Source organism: Staphylococcus sp. FSL W8-0304, from assembly GCF_038006565.1.
GTDB lineage: Bacteria > Bacillota > Bacilli > Staphylococcales > Staphylococcaceae > Staphylococcus > Staphylococcus epidermidis.
In genome coordinates, this window is the sequence record NZ_JBBOVL010000001.1 from 477,658 (window position 1) to 495,317 (window position 17,660).

The 17,660-nt window shown below is 33.1% G+C and carries 16 protein-coding genes; 5 read left to right on the plus strand and 11 right to left on the minus strand.

Translation table 11 applies throughout. From position 1 onward, the window contains the following. The first annotated feature begins 110 nt into the window (after window positions 1-110). From NST35_RS02035 to NST35_RS02045, 3 genes are all read left to right on the plus strand, one after another. A complete protein-coding gene (locus NST35_RS02035; RefSeq protein WP_002468280.1) occupies window positions 111-773 on the plus strand; it encodes an NAD(P)H-dependent oxidoreductase in 663 nt (220 codons plus the stop codon). Between the two features lie 377 nt (window positions 774-1,150). Next, entirely contained in the window at window positions 1,151-2,644 is a 1,494-nt protein-coding gene (locus NST35_RS02040) for an aldehyde dehydrogenase family protein (RefSeq protein ID WP_002501529.1), read from the plus strand. Between the two features lie 199 nt (window positions 2,645-2,843). Beyond that, window positions 2,844-3,149 (plus strand): TM2 domain-containing protein, encoded by a 306-nt coding sequence (locus tag NST35_RS02045; protein WP_002458205.1) that lies wholly within the window; start codon window positions 2,844-2,846, stop codon window positions 3,147-3,149. 324 nt (window positions 3,150-3,473) lie between these two features. Here the strand turns inward: NST35_RS02045 and NST35_RS02050 are convergent, their stop codons facing one another. Both NST35_RS02050 and NST35_RS02055 read right to left on the minus strand, forming a co-directional pair. After that, window positions 3,474-4,271 carry a VOC family protein gene (locus NST35_RS02050; protein WP_002458204.1) on the minus strand — a complete coding sequence of 266 codons (798 nt, stop codon included), beginning with the start codon at window positions 4,269-4,271 and terminating at the stop codon, window positions 3,474-3,476. Window positions 4,272-4,532: 261 nt separating this feature from the next. Then, window positions 4,533-4,814 carry a GNAT family N-acetyltransferase gene (locus NST35_RS02055; RefSeq protein ID WP_020360598.1) on the minus strand — a complete coding sequence of 94 codons (282 nt, stop codon included), beginning with the start codon at window positions 4,812-4,814 and terminating at the stop codon, window positions 4,533-4,535. Between the two features lie 166 nt (window positions 4,815-4,980). Between NST35_RS02055 and NST35_RS02060 the strand changes: the two genes are divergently transcribed. After that, window positions 4,981-5,928, plus strand: a complete 948-nt coding sequence (locus tag NST35_RS02060; protein ID WP_002458203.1) for a metal ABC transporter solute-binding protein, Zn/Mn family — start codon at window positions 4,981-4,983, stop codon at window positions 5,926-5,928. Between the two features lie 70 nt (window positions 5,929-5,998). Here NST35_RS02060 and aldA read toward each other — a convergent pair whose 3' ends face one another. Together aldA and NST35_RS02070 are read right to left on the minus strand one after the other, a co-directional pair. Next, a complete protein-coding gene (gene aldA / locus NST35_RS02065) occupies window positions 5,999-7,423 on the minus strand; it encodes an aldehyde dehydrogenase (protein ID WP_340747241.1) in 1,425 nt (474 codons plus the stop codon). A 246-nt stretch (window positions 7,424-7,669) separates the two neighbouring features. Beyond that, the gene (locus NST35_RS02070; protein WP_002458201.1) at window positions 7,670-8,719 is read right to left on the minus strand and encodes a YkvI family membrane protein; all 1,050 of its coding nucleotides are present in this window, start codon (window positions 8,717-8,719) and stop codon (window positions 7,670-7,672) included. A 347-nt stretch (window positions 8,720-9,066) separates the two neighbouring features. Between NST35_RS02070 and NST35_RS02075 the strand changes: the two genes are divergently transcribed. After that, the gene (locus NST35_RS02075) at window positions 9,067-10,854 is read left to right on the plus strand and encodes a cation:proton antiporter (RefSeq protein ID WP_002458200.1); all 1,788 of its coding nucleotides are present in this window, start codon (window positions 9,067-9,069) and stop codon (window positions 10,852-10,854) included. Between the two features lie 220 nt (window positions 10,855-11,074). Here NST35_RS02075 and NST35_RS02080 read toward each other — a convergent pair whose 3' ends face one another. From NST35_RS02080 to NST35_RS02110, 7 genes are all read right to left on the minus strand, one after another. After that, window positions 11,075-13,039: a fructose-1,6-bisphosphatase gene (locus tag NST35_RS02080; RefSeq protein ID WP_002458199.1), complete on the minus strand. Its 1,965-nt coding sequence runs from the start codon at window positions 13,037-13,039 to the stop codon at window positions 11,075-11,077. 173 nt (window positions 13,040-13,212) lie between these two features. Continuing rightward, window positions 13,213-13,827, minus strand: a complete 615-nt coding sequence (locus NST35_RS02085; protein ID WP_340747242.1) for a DedA family protein — start codon at window positions 13,825-13,827, stop codon at window positions 13,213-13,215. A 107-nt stretch (window positions 13,828-13,934) separates the two neighbouring features. Then, entirely contained in the window at window positions 13,935-14,933 is a 999-nt protein-coding gene (thiF, locus tag NST35_RS02090) for a thiazole biosynthesis adenylyltransferase ThiF (protein WP_002458197.1), read from the minus strand. A gap of 1 nt (window position 14,934) precedes the next feature. Beyond that, complete coding sequence (locus NST35_RS02095) at window positions 14,935-15,702, minus strand: thiazole synthase (RefSeq protein WP_002458196.1); 768 nt, start codon at window positions 15,700-15,702, stop codon at window positions 14,935-14,937. A 1-nt stretch (window position 15,703) separates the two neighbouring features. After that, entirely contained in the window at window positions 15,704-15,904 is a 201-nt protein-coding gene (gene thiS / locus NST35_RS02100) for a sulfur carrier protein ThiS (RefSeq protein ID WP_002447125.1), read from the minus strand. After that, on the minus strand, window positions 15,888-17,006 hold the full coding sequence (thiO, locus tag NST35_RS02105; protein ID WP_002458195.1) for a glycine oxidase ThiO: 1,119 nt from the start codon (window positions 17,004-17,006) through the stop codon (window positions 15,888-15,890). The genes thiS and thiO overlap by 17 nt, the downstream gene beginning before the upstream one ends. Then, entirely contained in the window at window positions 16,999-17,598 is a 600-nt protein-coding gene (locus tag NST35_RS02110; protein WP_080009679.1) for a thiamine phosphate synthase, read from the minus strand. Before NST35_RS02110 ends, thiO begins: the two co-directional genes overlap by 8 nt. Window positions 17,599-17,660 lie beyond the last annotated feature (62 nt).

A 17,660-nucleotide genomic window follows, 5' to 3' on the forward strand; every position in this document is an offset into this window, starting at 1 on the left:
TATACTAACTATATAAGTGAGCTGAAGAGATTAGAAATCAATTACTTTAGTTACTTTTTGAAGTCGTATATAATTTGTATCAACAGAAGTAAAGAGAGGAAGGTATGATTATGAATCAGATGAATCAAACGATTATTGATGCATTCCATTTTAGACATGCGACAAAAGAATTTGACCCTACGAAAAAAATTAGTGATGAAGATTTTAATACGATTTTAGAAACAGGTAGATTATCTCCAAGTTCACTAGGTTTAGAACCTTGGCACTTTGTAGTGGTTCAAAATAAAGAATTGAGAGAAAAATTGAAAGCCTATAGTTGGGGAGCACAAAAGCAACTTGATACAGCAAGTCACTTTGTATTAATTTTTGCTCGTAAGAATGTGACGGCTCATACAGATTACGTGCAACATTTACTTCGTGGCGTCAAAAAATATGAAGAAAGTACAATTCCAGCAGTTGAAAATAAATTTGATGATTTCCAAGAAAGTTTCCATATTGCCGATAATGAACGAACATTATATGACTGGGCGAGTAAACAAACATATATTGCATTAGCAAACATGATGACAAGTGCTGCATTACTAGGTATCGACTCATGTCCAATTGAAGGATTTGATTTAGATAAAGTGACTGAAATTCTTTCAGATGAGGGTGTTTTAGATACGGAACAATTTGGTATTTCAGTTATGGTAGGCTTTGGTTACAGAGCACAAGAACCTAAACATGGCAAAGTTAGACAAAACGAAGACGACATCATTAGTTGGATTGAATAAAGAAATTCTATGAAACCCAGGGTATAACATGGATTTATGTTAAATATCATAGTTAACTCACGATAGTGAGAACTTTAATCTAGTACGATTATACGAATGTAAGATTAAGTGAGTTATCAATAATTAATATATAAGCAACCTGAGACTTTTACTTGAAGTCTCAGGTTGTTTTGTTGAATATAATAGAATTTTTATACGTTGAATAATAAAATTCAAAGCGGGTACAACATACAATAGTCGCTTTTAATGATGATGCAAACAGATAATTTTGCATTATTTACAAAAGAGGTTAAAATAGGTATTACATTAAGTAAACGCTTACATTTTATTAGGGATAAGCGATTACTTCAAATATCACTAAAAAAGGATGGGTTTTAATGACAAATATTAACGTAAGAAATTATATAGATGAAAGTTACGGCTTGTTTATTAACAATGAATTCCAAGCTAGTGATAGTGGGGAAACATTAACTGTTTCTAATCCAGCTAATGGTGAAGATTTAGCTAAAGTTGCACGCGCTGGTAAAAAAGATGTAGATAAAGCTGTTCAAGCAGCTCATGATGCATTTGATAGTTGGAGTAAGATTTCTAAAGAAGAACGTGCAGATTATTTATTAGAAATTAGTCGACGTATTCATGAGAAAACTGAACATTTAGCGACGGTTGAATCACTGCAAAATGGTAAACCTTATCGTGAAACATCAACAATTGATGTACCACAAGCAGCCAATCAATTTAAGTATTTTGCTAGCGTTTTAACAACTGACGAAGGTTCAGTTAATGAAATTGATCAAAATACAATGAGTTTAGTTGTTAATGAACCTGTTGGAGTTGTTGGTGCAGTAGTAGCATGGAACTTCCCAATTTTATTAGCATCATGGAAATTAGGACCAGCTTTAGCAGCAGGTAATACAGTAGTAATTCAACCATCATCATCTACGCCTTTATCATTAATTGAACTTGCTAAAATTTTCCAAGAAGTTCTTCCTAAAGGAGTAGTTAATGTCTTAACTGGTAAAGGGTCTGAATCAGGAGACGCTATTTTCCATCATGAAGGTGTAGACAAATTATCATTTACAGGTTCTACTGACGTGGGTTACGGTGTAGCACAAGCAGGTGCTGAACGTATCGTTCCTACAACATTAGAATTAGGTGGTAAAAGTGCTAATATTATCTTTGATGACGCTAATTTAGAGCAAGTGATTGAAGGTGTTCAACTTGGTATATTATTTAACCAAGGTGAAGTATGTAGTGCAGGTTCAAGATTATTAGTACAATCATCTATTTACGATGAATTATTGCCAAAATTGAAAGAAGCATTTGAAAATATTAAAGTTGGCGATCCATTTGATGAAGATACTAAAATGAGTGCGCAAACTGGACCAGAACAATTAGATAAAATTGAAAGTTATATAAAAATTGCTGAAGAAGATGACAAAGCGAACATCTTAACTGGTGGTCATCGAATCACAGATAACGGCTTAGACAAAGGTTACTTCTTTGAGCCTACAATTATTGAGATTAACGATAATAAACATCAACTTGCTCAAGAAGAAATCTTTGGTCCAGTTGTAGTAGTTGAAAAATTCGATGATGAGCAAGAAGCTATCGAAATTGCAAATGATTCTGAGTATGGTTTAGCTGGAGGTATCTTTACTACAAATATAAATCGTGCATTAAATGTAGCTAAAGCTATGAGAACAGGTCGTATTTGGATTAACACTTATAATCAAATTCCTGCAGGTGCGCCATTCGGAGGATATAAAAAATCAGGTATTGGGCGCGAAGTATATAAAGATGCTATCAAAAACTATCAACAAGTTAAAAATATCTTTATTGATACAAGCAACCAAACTAAAGGTTTATATTAATAAAAAGAGGCATTTTACAGGATGCATGCGTATGCGTGCATCCTGTTTTTTGTTGGAATTTTACTTCAATTAAAAGCCAAAAATAATTTTAAATATTACACAAAAATTTATTTATCCGGTAAAAAATAATAAATTAATATTTGTTTTTATATTTTGTATGGTACAATAATTTTAAATATATAATGTTGTGAGGGATTTTATGAATTTAGAAGAAAAAAGTTATATTGAACAACAAGTAACGAATCGTGGAAAATCTACTGCTGTATCTTATGTACTTTGGTTCTTTTTAGGAGGATTTGGAGCACACAGATTTTATCATGGTAAAGTAGGAAGTGGAGTTGGATTATTAGTCTTAACATTATTAACTGTTTGGTTTACTTTTGGAATTCCTACATTAATTTGGGCTATTATTGATGCTTTTTTAATTCCAAACTGGGTTAGAGAAGATGAAGAAAGAATACGTCAGCAAGCATTAAGCGAAGTAAAATTAATGAAAAATAAATAAAATTATAAAAACCTGAGACATTGAGTGCAACGCAAAGTTAGACTAAATTCTAACATTGTGAGGTATAGTACACATCAATCTTGTCTCAGGTTTTCTTAATATATAGACAAACCATTAGAAAATACATCTACCTTATATCAAACACTTTTATCAAACCCCATAAAGACGAAGTATATGTTGGAATTCAATGGATTAGAAAAGTTGAGGTTCGGGGCCCCAACAAAGAGAATTTCACCGAGAAATTCCCAGGGCAAAGCAAGTTATCGGTAACTTGGATAACTTATTCAAAATAAGGTGTGTATCAACTAAGATAAGTTATCATCGTTATTTTGTTTCGTTACTATGAATTGTAATGTCAAAGCCTTCAGGTGAAGTAACATGAGTAGTATTTGCATTAGGTTGATATATGTCAAAGTGACATAAACCATAAGTTTGTTCATTTTGAGTTCTAATCTTATTTGACTGCCAAGTATTTGTAGCTATATGATGATGATACTTTTGAGTAGACATAAATAGTGCTTGTGGGAAATTAGATATATGTTCGAACCCTAGCTTTTCAACATAAAATTCATAAGCTGATTCTAAATTGTGGGTTTTGAGATGTAAATGGCCGATTTTTCCTTCTTCCGGCCAACCTTGCCAACCTTCGTTTGAGCGTTGAGCCATTAAATCATTGACATCAACTTCCAATGTATCCATTTTGACAAAACCGTCTCGCCATACCCAGTCTTCTGAAGGACGATCATGATAGACTTCAATACCATTACCTTCAGGATCAGTGAAATATAGCGCTTCACTAACAAGATGATCTCCACCACCCATTGCGATGTTGAGATTGTTAGCATGATAAAGGAAGTCTGCTAAATCGATACGAGTCGGTAAAAGATAAGCAACATGGAATAAACCTGCTTCTCTAAATTCGGGTTGTCGACCGTTGTTGAGTTCGTTTAAAGTTAAAGTATAACCAAGATTTCCGATGTTGAATACGGTTTGTTGATTCGTTTGTTTTTCAATAGAAAAACCTAATACATTAGAATAGAAATCAGTTAATTTATTTAAATCTTTAACATTTAAAGTGACGTTTGTTACTTGTGTAGCATCTATAGAATGAAAATTTGTCATCGTTTCGTGTTCCTTTCAATTTTAAAATAAGTATAATTAATATACTTAAAAGATACTAAAATAGCTAATATATTGAACTAATATAAAATCTAAATAAAAGAGTAGAACTAAATTATTTTGAAATTAGTCCTACTCTTACATAGTTGACTATATGTGTGGCCATTTGATAAACATATTGCATATTTAGTCAACTGCTATAAATTTTCTGTGAAATAAACGAATGACGTATATCTCAAATTGATATGAGTACATTCACATAAACTATCCTAAATAAACATCTTGTGCATGATCATCTTTTTCTAATATGTTTTTTGCGAATGGACAAGAAGCGATAATTTTTAGATTGTTTTCTCGTGCATGTTCAACAACACGATTAACTAATTTTTTACCTAGACCTTGTCCACCGAGTTCATCAGAAACTCCAGTATGATCGATGTCTATCTCATTGTTATCAACCTCTTTAAATGTAATAACAGCTTTTGGGTTATTTTCGTCATCACCTACATAGAATTTATGATCGCCTTGTTTAATTTCTGCAGCCATCGACGTTCACTCCTTTAAAATAGTATATAGTTATATTTATCACGCTTTGACGTTTTCAAACATAATTGGTTTACAGTTTACATTTATATTGATAACTATTGCTTTTTTATAATGTAACGGATATAGTGATAAGCGTATAAATTGGTCATAGTAGGGAGCACTTATATTGAAGAAATTAATTATAGTGTCAATCATCATTTTAATGTTAAGCGGATGCAGTAGCTTTGATCATCGTAAACGCGAAAGTATTAATGACAAGAATAAAATGAAAGTATACACGACTGTATACGCATTTCAAAGTTTGACACAACAGATTGGTGGAAAATATGTTGACGCGCAATCAATCTATCCTGCTGGTGCTGATTTACACTCATATGAACCAACACAAAAAGATATGATTAATATTGCCAAAAGTGATCTGTTTGTCTATTCAAGTCATCAATTAGATCCTGTCGCTGCAAAGATTACGAATTCGATGACCAATAATAGCATGAAATTAGCGCTTGCCGAAGGACTCAAACAAAGTGATTTTATTCACTCTAAAGACCATGATGAAGATCATGAGCATCATTCACATCATGAAGAATCGAATCAAGATCCTCATGTTTGGTTAGATCCTGTTCTAAATCAAAAATTCGCTTTCATGATTAAAGAGAAATTAATAGAGAAAGACCCTAAACATCAAGCTTATTACAAGAAAAATTATAAAATGGTAAATAAAGATATTGTGCATATTGATCAACAGCTACAATCAATAACGAAGCATTCTAAAAGAGATAAAGTTGTGATATCACACGATTCGCTTGGATATTTAGCGCATCGTTATGGTTTTAAACAACAAGGTGTTAAAGGTATGAATGATGAAGAACCTAGTCAAAAAGAGATTTTGAATATCGTTAAAGATATACAGCATTCGCACGCGCCTTATGTTTTATATGAACAAAATATTACCTCCAAAATTACAGATGTTATTCAGAAAGAAACAGATACGAAACCATTAAGTTTTCATAATTTAGCTGTATTGACTAAAGAGGAGCAAAATGATGATTCAATTTCATACCAATCATTAATGAAAAAGAACATTCACGTATTAAATCGCGCACTCAATAATTAAAAACGGGGTGGGTCTAACGTTCTAAATAAAACGTTAAACCCATCCCGTTAGTTATATGATAATGATTACATTAGTATCTGATATAACTTACTGTGGTATTGTAGTATTCTTCAAAACCGTGAATACCGTCAGCGCCACCTAAGCCTGATTCACGCCAACCTGCGTGATAGCCATTAACGACTTCTTCAGCCTCACAATTTGCATATACTTCACCAAATTTTAGACGTTCGGTTGCTGTCATTACTTCTGTTAAATTTTCAGAGAAGATATAAGAAGATAAGCCAGCGTTTGTATCATTAGCGTCTTCAATCACTTGTTCAAAATTACGGTATGTTGTTATCGCAAGAACAGGACCAAAAATTTCATCTTTAAAGACACTATCGTTTTTTCTAACGTTATCTAATACCGTTGGTGCGTAGAAGAAACCATGGCGTTTTAATTGATGTCCACCAGTCATCAATGTTGCACCATTTTTAATAGCATCTTGAACCTTTTCATGAATACTATCAAGTTGTTTTTGGTTAATAATTGCGCCGTAATCGGTGTTTTCATCAAATGGATCTCCAACAGTTAAGTTTTTCATTTTGGAAGTTAGTTTATTTAAAAAGTCATCGTGGACATCTTCATGTACAAAGATACGTTCAGGGCACGTACAAACTTGACCTGCATTATTTATACGGGCTGTCACAATATAGTCAACTGCTTTATCTAAATCGGCATTTGATGTGATAATGACTGGTGCGTTTCCACCTAATTCTAAATTTACTTTCTTTACAGTTTGAGCAGCATTTTCGTAAACAGACTTACCAGCTCTCATACTTCCAGTTAAAGAAATAAGTTGAATGTCTTTATGCGAAGCTAATTGTGTACCTACTGTTTCTCCAGTGCCAGGAACAATTTGAATCAACCCTGCTGGTATAGTTGATGCTCTGAATAATTCAGCTAATCGAAGAGTGAGTAACGTTGTCTCTTCACTAGGTTTAATCACTACTGAACAACCAGTTACTATAGCTGGAATGACTTTTCGCATAAGGACAAGTATCGGTGCGTTCCATGGCACAATACCAGCAGTAACTCCGATAGGTTTGTTGATAATTTGAATCGTTTCATTTGCAATACTATTTTGTAGAACACGTCCTTTATCTGACATACTCAGACTTGTCATATAATCGATAAATGAGATTGATTTGTCAATTTCTCCATAAGCTTCCGCTAAAGTTTTACCTTGTTCTTTTACGTATAATTGAGCTATTTCATCGCGATTTTTTTCTAATAAAGGTATAAGTAATTTAACATGTTCTGCACGTGTAGGTTGAGGCACGCGCTCCCATTCAAGTTGTGCTTGTTGCGATTTTTCAATTGCGTCGTTTACTTCCTCTTCAGTTGCAAGAGTGATAGTATCAAATACCTCGCCAGTAGCTGGATTAATGACATCCATTGTTTCTTTAGACTGACTTTCTATAAATTCATTGTTAATAAATAATTGGTTTGTCATGTTAAACACCTCCATTAGAATTATTCCCTGAAAAATCAGTTTTAAATTTAAATTGCGTTATTTATATTAAAATTCTCCTGAACTTCAAGAAAATGAGCAACCATTAAGAAGGTAAATAGTGTTTAAATAGATTGGTTAACTCACACAGGAAGTGCTAATAGAATTAAAATTTGTTTAGTATGTGTTTAACTCTTTACCTTATTGACAATATAAAAGCCTAAGACAATTTGTCCTAGGCTAAGATTATTATTTTCGTAAAATTCCTTTGTATATCACAGGAATTAATAAGATAAAACCAAAAAGTCCCATGATAGGAAATACTTTACCAATGAGAGAAATGAATCCCACAAAAGTACAAGCAAATGTTATTATCGCCATCATAACTATAAGAATATAATAGCGTTTCGTAAACGGTCGACTAAAGCGTGATGCAAAGGCGTACATTAAACCTACTACTGTATTGTATATGACTAAAACCATAATGACAGACATGATAATACCAATGGATGGAGAAATCTGCTTAGCAAGTAGCAATGATGGTAATGCTACCTCTTTAATTTGATTAAATTCTGTAACAAGACCAAAATTAATCAAAAGTAATAGTAAAGTCACAATAATACCACCGATAAGTCCACCATAAATTGTGGACGATTGATATCGTAGCTTACCGCCCATTACAGTTAAAAAGCTAAATGCAGCAGCAATCTGTAAGCTAGCATAATTAATTGCGTCAAACCACCAACCAGGAGAAATCGACTTATTTTGATTTGAATATTGACTGGCGTCACTAAAGTTTAAATCACCAGTAATAAAGTAATACACTGCAATCATTACTACGACTGCCACAAGAAATGGTGTTACTCCTCCTAAAACAGCGATGAGACGATCGAACTTTAGAAATAATGTTAACAAAATAAGTATTACTAAAATGAGAGAACTTATCCAAAAAGGCAAACCAAAACTTTCATTTATAGTCGATGCTCCGCCGGCTGTCATAATAATTGCTAGAGAAAATAAAAATACTGTAAGTATAATATCAAATAATTTAGCTATTGTTGGATGTAAATAATAGCGAATAGATTCAGAGTGGTTTTGAGATCTAAGACGAAAGCCAGTATTTAATACGAATATTCCTCCAAGAGTTATGATAAGTCCAGTAATAAAAATACCGTCAATACTGTAAATACCATGACTAGTGAAGAATTGGAAAATTTCCTGACCTGTTGCAAATCCTGCTCCAACTACAACACCTACAAAGGCGAAGGCAACAATGATGGATTCTTTAACATTGTTCATTTAATAAACAAATCCCTTCAAGCGCTATCCAAGTTAGATTAATTTTTTCTACAAAAATTTTAAAAATTACATTAATCTATTTTAGATGATTTTACTGAAAAAATAAACAGTAAAGTTCGCCACATATGTACCATTGTATAAATAGGGTGTACGTTTAAGTGTGGTATGATTAAATAAGATGGTAGATAACTGCGTATAGTCAAGTGCCATCTAACTTAAATCTATATATTTCATTTAAATGTTTACATTATCTTTAAGCAAATCATAATGCAATTGCAAAGCATTTTTGGTAGTATAGGTCAATATTAAGTATATAAATCGAATTAGAAATAAAGAAGGTGTTTAATATGTCATTGGACTTGCCCGTGATGCTAACGATTGTGTTGTTCTTAGCACTAGGCATTTTTAGTCAATGGTTAGCGAGTAGAATAAAATGGCCATCGATTGTTGTCATGGCCATCGTAGGTTTACTTGTAGGACCTATTTTTGGATTAGCAAATCCAAAAGAGGCACTTGGACCTGAGGCATTTAGTTCAATTGTATCTCTTGCTGTAGCAATTATTTTATTTGAAGGTAGTAGTAATCTAGATTTTAGAGAATTAAAAGGCATTTCTAAAGCTGTTATAAGAATTATAACCATAGGTGCAGGGATTGCGTGGATTTTAGGAGCGATTGCTTTACATATAACAATGAGTTTCCCTTTATCCATTTCGTTTGTGATTGGGGGTCTATTTTTAATCACTGGTCCAACTGTGATTCAACCTTTATTAAAGCAAGCGAAAGTAAAAAGAAATGTCGATTCAGTATTAAGATGGGAAAGTATTATATTGGATCCTATTGGACCTATTATTGCACTCACTGCATTTTATGTATTCCAGATTTTTGAGGAAGGGATAGGCTTTGTCGTTATTATTCTCTTTATCTTGAAACTCTTAGCTGCAATTTTAATAGGTTTTGGTGCAGCCTTTCTATTTAATTGGCTTATAGGTCAAGATAAAATTCCTCAAAGTTTAATGCCACCCATTCAGTTTGTATTTATTCTTTTAACATTTAGTATCTGCGATGAGATATTATCAGAATCAGGCTTACTAGCTGTAACAATTTTCGGCTTAATGATGGCGCGTAAAAAACGTCACGATCTCATCTTTAAAGAATCAGACCACTTTATAGATAATGCATCTTCTATACTTGTGAGTACTGTATTTATTTTAATTACGTCCTCTTTAACTAAAGATGTGCTGCTCAACGTTTTATCTTGGCAGCTCATACTCTTTAGTTTGGTTATGATTGTATTAGTAAGACCAATTTCAGTGCTTCTTTCAACATTAGGTACTGAAATAACTAAAAAGGAACGTGCAGTAGTAGCACTAATGGCGCCTAGAGGTATTGTGGTTTTAACAGTGGCACAATTCTTCTCAAGTTTATTTATGGACGATAAAATTCCTATGGCTCAATATATTACACCAGTAACCTTTGGTCTTGTATTTATCACGGTAGTCATTTATGGATTTGGTTTTACACCTTTAAGTAAACTGTTCGGTGTAGCAAGTACAGAGCCACCTGGCGTAATCATCGTCGGAGAAAGTGAATTTTCATTCCATCTCGGCATTAATCTAAGGGATCATGGTATACCCGTCATGATGTTCAACTTATTTGAAAACACATCAGAAAAAGCCCACGAAGCTGGGTTCGAAGTATTTAAAGGTAATCTTTTATCTAGTAATGATAGAATTTATTCTGATTTATTACGCTATAATAAATGTATTTTGATGACACAATCGTTTATCTTTAACAGTTTAGCATTTAATGAATTGGTACCTGAATTTGGCTTGAATAATGTAGATATGATGCCAGTATCTTTTAATGATGAGCAAGCACGAAACAATTTAAATGGTCCAATCAGAAATCATATATTATTTGATGAAAATCATACCCCACGTTGGTTTAATCAATTTATTACACAACATAATATTGTTGAAGTACCAGCAGAAGATTATGAAAAAATTACAGAAAATGATATGTTAATCTATCATATCAATGAAGATAAAGAAGTGACGTTTAAACGAAGCAATAGAGATATACCTGAACATGAAACAGGTATTTATGGTATTTTAAAAAATGCTTATTTAACTTAATGTGTTGCGTAAGTTACAAAAAGTCATACTACAAAAATTAATTTGTTTTATGAAAAGATAATCAATGACGTGACCTTTAATTAATTCAAAAAAACATAGCATACTTTAGCACATGAATTAAGCGCCTGTACATGAGTGTATGTACGGGCGCTTTTAATTTAAGTTATTAGGAGATAAGATATGTTATTACACATCAACTTACTAAATATGTTTAAAGATATTATTTTAAATATCGGTCGTGCATTAAAATTTTGAGGATATCAATTTGATCTTGCAGTTGTTTACCGATATTGGTATCTCTAATTTTTTTACGTTGCAATTCTTCATCTACAACGCGTTTTACTGACAATTCATCTGCCCCCATTGATAACACTTTTTCTTTTCTATTAAACTCTTTATGTGCGACCAATTGCATACCAAATGAATTATATAAAAGTGTGTATCCGGCAATACCAGTTGTTGATTGATAAGCTTTTGAAAATCCTCCATCTATGACTAACATTTTACCATCAGCTTTAATTGGATCTTCACCATCAATTTCTTTAACAGGCGTATGACCATTTATGATACGTCCTTCATCTGGATTAAGACCAAAATCTTTTAACATTTTACGTATCATATCAACATCTTCACGTAAGTAATAATAAGGATTTTTCTCCTCTTTATGAGATGCTTTATCTTCTATAAAATAACGTTCAAACGTTGTCATGGCACGTTTACCAAATAAAGATGAATATTTACCTGTCCAAAGATACCATACTAAATCTGTAGATATGTCTTCGGTAGATTCTTTATGGTCGAAAGCTCTTCTTACATGATATTCAAAAACATCGAGTAGTTCACGACCACTTAAACGTTCACCTTCAATTTCAAATGATTCCATTTCTCCATCTTCATCGACGGGAATACAACCGTGAATTAAAAGGTTGCCATTATATGGTAGATATAATTTTCCTTTTCGCATAAGGAAAGACATGTGACGTCTTAATTTTTCAGATTGTTGGAATGAAAGTAATAGCTTATCCATGACTTCTTTTTCCTCTGCTAGTAATTCAGCGGGATTATTAGGGTCTACAGTTTGGAAACAAGTATCTTTAAGCGGATATGTTTTACCATATATAGTGATTTCATTGTTATCATAATCTATTTTTTCTAAAACTAAACGTTCTTCCATCTCAAAAGAAGGACGACGCTTAATAATAGGCATTTCAAGTTTAAATTGAATCATCGCAATTGCTTGATGAATTTTTGTGATTTGACTTTCTTCGCGCTTTGTAAGACTGACGTCTTTATCTGGTCGTTTCTTAGGTTTAAACGCTGGGTTTTCAGCATCGTAATACTTTTCAGCAAGCGTAAGTAAAGGACGTAGATTGATGCCATATGCATCTTCGATAATATCTAAATTATCATAACGTGCACAGATTCGTAGTAGGTTCGCAAGACATACTTTTGAACCAGCATAGGCGCCAATCCATAATACATCATGATTTCCCCATTGGATATCTACAGAATGATAATTTATTAATGTATCCATAATTTTATCAGGTTTAGGACCACGGTCATAGATATCGCCCACGACATGAAGATGGTCTACGACAAGACGTTGTACAGTATAGGAAAGGCCAATGATTAAATCATCTGATTGCTCTAATTCAATAATTTGGTTGACTAGTGTTTCATAATAAGGCTTTTTATTATGAAATTCATTGCTCTTATAAAGTAACTCTTCAATAATATAAACGTATTGTTCAGGTAATGCTTTGCGCAATTTTGAACGAGTATATTTTGATGAGCAATATTTAATTAAATCAATTAATTGTTGAATGGTTGTAATATACCAAATATTTAATGTTCCGATAGAATCGAAATTATTTTTAACTAATTTTAGTTTTTCTTCCGGATAGTATACTAATGCTGCTAAGTCATTGATTTCTTGCTGGGATAATTTATCTTTGAAGATATCATTAATTTTAGCACGCACATTTCCAGATCCGTTTCTTAAAACATGTTGGAAAGATTCGTATTCACCATGAAGGTCACTGACAAAATGTTCAGTCCCTTTAGGTAATTCTAAGATTGACTCTAAGTTAATAATTTCAGTAGCAAGTTTTTCTGCACTGTCAAATTTTTGTGAGAGTAAATCTAGATATTTTTCTTTCATTTCACTTTCTGTAATATGGGTCATGCATAGTCACCTCTAATTATATTTTCCGACCTAACGATACGATTATTTATAATAATGCGCTTACATAGATTATCTTGAAAAATCAATTAATTTTCAATAATTGCGTATCATAAAATTAAAATTAATAAAAAAGCTAAGTTAACCGTTAAGAAACGGAAAACTTAGCATAACATTTATTTAACACTGTGACGACGTTTCATTAAATAACGTATGACAAAATATATGAATGCAATAATAATAATGACATACATGATACGTGAATATGTATGAATACCATTCATCAAAGCGTCAAAACTGTCACTGAGCAAACGACCGAGCAGTATTAAAGCAAAATTCCAAATTGTAGTACCTATTAACGATAAAGTTGTAAACTGAATAACGTTCATTCGATTAATGCCAGCAGGTATTGTAATTAATACTCGAAGTACCGGGACAAATCGACATAAAAATACAGCCCATGCACCATACTTTTTAAACCAATCATTTGCCCGTTTCAAATCTTTACTTTTTAACTTCATCCACTTACCATGTCGATCAACGAAACGATATAATTTCTCTTCTGAGATAAGTCTACAAATATAATACAAAATGAGTAAACCAATGAATGAAGCAATTGTTGCTATAATTAATAATGTCCAAATAGATAAGTGTGATTTCACAGATAATAAGCCTGCAAAAGTTAAAATAATCTCAGATGGAACGACAGGTAATACGTTCTCTAATAAGATTAAAATGAATATCGCTGTATAACCCCACTTACTAATAAAATCAGTGATAATTTGTTCCATACAACGTTAGTTTCTCCTTTTAAATTAATCGAGTTGTCGTAAACTTGATGTTAAGTATAAGTTATTTTAACAAGAAACAGGTTGAAAGGGTAACAATCTTACTTTAATTAGCGTATGGATTTTAACAACGTATTGTATAGGTGATGTGCTTCTTCATCATTGTGTATACCATATGCATTCATACGACCATCTTTAAACAAGGTGAATTCATAAGTTTGATATTGAATTAATTTGGCAAAGGAAGTAGATTTCACCATATTTCCAGGGAAATGGGCAGCGTGTTTAAAAGCTTTAGGTGGAAATCTAAATAAATAAGCATTCCCACACAAGTCCTCAATGGTACGTTCTTGTTGGCTTTCTAGTAACGTATATTCATGTTTTTCACACACTGGGCAATCTTTATTTTTGAGTGCATCTACATTCATTGACTTATAATTGATATTAAATGCATCGATAGTGATTAATTGCTTAGAAAATCCTTTTCCTGAAAGATAACGTACGGCCTCTGCTACTTCATAGCTTGCAACCATTGATATAACAGGGGGAAGTACGCCATTAATAGCGCAACTTTCCCCTGTGTCAGGAATTGTTTGCAATAAACATTTTAGACATGGTCCTTGGTGATCTATTCCATATACTGACCCTTTACTACCAACAGCTGCACCATAAACCCATGGGATTTGATGCTTGTGACAAACCTCATTAATCAGGTATCGTATTTTGAAGTTATCCATGCCATCAATGATGATGTCTGGTTCGACATTTTTTATCAAATTTTCGATATTTGATGAAGTAACTTCTAAATCATAAGTTGTTAGATTGACATTTGTATTAATTTGATTAATCTTATGCTTGATTGCTTCTACTTTGGATATTAAAGTATGTGCGTCTCCTTCATCGAAGAGTGTTTGTCGATGTAAATTTGAAATTTCAACAATATCCATATCGACAATTGCAATATGATGAGCCCCCATGCGTGCGAGTTGATCTACAATATGGCTTCCTAAAGCACCAGCACCAAAAATAAGTATTTGAGAGTTAGATAGCTTTTGCTGTCCCTCTTCTCCAAATGGTGCAAAGCGTGTTTGACGTTCATAACGCGACATTTTACAAGAACCCTAAACCGTCTGATGGACTAGATGCTTGTGCAGTATACTTAACAGGAATGCGTCCAGCTTCATATGAAAGTCTGCCGGCATTTATACCTAATTTCATTGCTTCAGCCATTTTCACAGGATCTTTTGCTGCTGAAATGGCTGTGTTGAGTAAAATACCATCTGCGCCAAGCTCCATGGCATGACACGCATCTTTAGGGGAACCAATACCAGCATCTACGATGACAGGGACACTAGCATTTTTGATAATATAACTTAAATTTAATGGGTTATTAATACCTCTACCTGTGCCAATAGGGGATGCAAGTGGCATGACTGCGTGTACACCTAATTTTTCCAAACGTTGAGCTAAAACTAAATCATTAGAGATGTATGGACAAACAATGTAGCCTTTTTCTAACAATACTTTGCATGCTTCATAAGTTTCGAAAGGATCAGGTAGTAATGTTTCGTCATCACCAATGACTTCGACTTTAATCATGTCACATACACCTGCGTGACTAGCAATTTCAGCAATTCTGATGGCTTCTTGAGCTGTTTTGGCACCTGCAGTATTTGGAAAAGTGATAAAATCTTTTAAATTAACGTTTGCAAGTGGGTTAGGTAGGTTACGATCATATAAATTCATCCGTCTTACTGCAAATGTAAGTACATTTGTTTCAGATGCCTCAATTGCTTTTGATTGAACCTCTTCATTTTCAAATTTTCCAGTACCTAAAAGTAAACGAGATTGTAATTCTAAATTTCCTATTTTAAACATATTAACCGCCTCCAACAATTTCTAGTAATTCTAATCTGTCGTCTTCTCTTACAGTATATTCTTCATATTTGTCTTGCTTGATAAGTTCTTTGTTTAGTTCAACAATCACTCGTTTTGGGTCTAACTCAAGTGAATGTAAAACCTCTTGTATCGATTGATCCTGATCGAAAGTGAAGAGGTCGCCATTAATGATACACTTCATGATTATTCCTCCTTGTAACTGTAAAACTTGAATAACGTGATGGTTTAATACCAGAAAGTAGCCAATTGGCAATGTCACGACCGATAATAGGTGACAATAATATTCCGTTTCGATAATGACCACTTATCACGTATAAGCCATCATCAATTTGATCCATGACTGGCATTTCTTTTTCAGTGTATGGTCTTACTCCTGACCATTTCTTCAGTATATGACTGTCTTTTAGTTGAGGTACACGATGATATGCATGGTGAAGAAGCCAATCCATACCTTCATCTGTAGTACCAACAGAATAATTATTAAATTCACTCGTCGCACCAATTAAAAAACGATTGGGTTGTTTTGGAACGATGTAACAACCATTAGTCATAAATAATGTTTCAGTAAGTGCAAGATCGTTATTTTCTAATAAGATGACTTCTCCTTTAACGCCAATCACTTGTCGTTGTAGATGATATTGTGTTAATAATTGCGAAGACCATGCGCCACCTGCAACGATAACTTTGTGCGCTTCAATTGTTGAAGATTGATTGGTTTTCACTAAATAATAGCCATTATGGCGTTCTATTGAAGTGACCTCTGTAGACGCATAACGCTTAATCTCTCTTAACTTCATTGATTCTAATAATGCCAGTGTGTAATGATGTGCATTAATTTGACCATCATGTGGTATGTGAATGGCCGCGTATGAAGGATTAACTTCACCATGTGTAAGTTGTAGCAAATCATCATCTGATAATTGTTTGACACTACGGTCTTGACTATTCAGAAATTGATATTGTCGTTTTATAGATGAGATATCATCGCGTTCATTAGCAATTTTGATAAGTCCTGAATTTTTAAATTGAATGTCTATGCCTGTTTCATCTAATAATGATTTACTTAATTGTGGAAACATAGCACGAGATTCGATGGCTAATTGAAACAAGTCACTATCCTCTGTAAATTCATTTTGTGCGCCAAGCATACCTCCAGCTTTATATGACGCATGCTTTCCAGGTACATCTCTATCTATGACTGCAACATCTAAGTGTGTTGCACTGAGGTGTCTAGCAATTGACATACCAATAACGCCTGAACCAATGATTAGTACATCATGCATGAGTAGACCACTCCTTTCTTAATTGTTTAATTTCTTCTAGTGAAGCATTGTTAAAATATGATATGGCACATATACCTTTAAATCCAGGTGGCATCTTTTGAATTGAATGTTCATTGATACCGCCAATAGCATAAATAGGGATAGGAACATCTAATGCTTGTTGAATGGTCTCTTTAGAACGTGGTGGCGTATCTGGATGTGAAGCGGTCGGAAAAATGTGCCCCAAAAAGACATAATCTAAATTATTTTCATAACATCGTTTTACTGTTTCAACGTCATGTGTAGACATACTTACACAAATATCAGGATGAGCTGCTTTATATGCGAAAGCAGTTGTATCATTACTCTTAAAATGAATACGTTTTAGATTTAATTCCTCTAATAGTGTCGTATCACTGTGAATAATTATTTTATCTTTACTAAAACCCAATTGAAGTAAAGATTGAATCATGTCCTTGTTTTCTTCGTTATTCATGGAAGTGCGAAATAACAAGCTATCAATAGCTTCTTCGATATGTTTATAATGCTGTAAATCGTCCCTAGTCAGTTGTTTATGATGTGTAATCGCAATAAATATAAATATCCCCCCAATTTCTACAATAAAAAAACGCCATTTCCCTTAAATTGGGAAATAGCGTTGAGCTTTAGTATGAC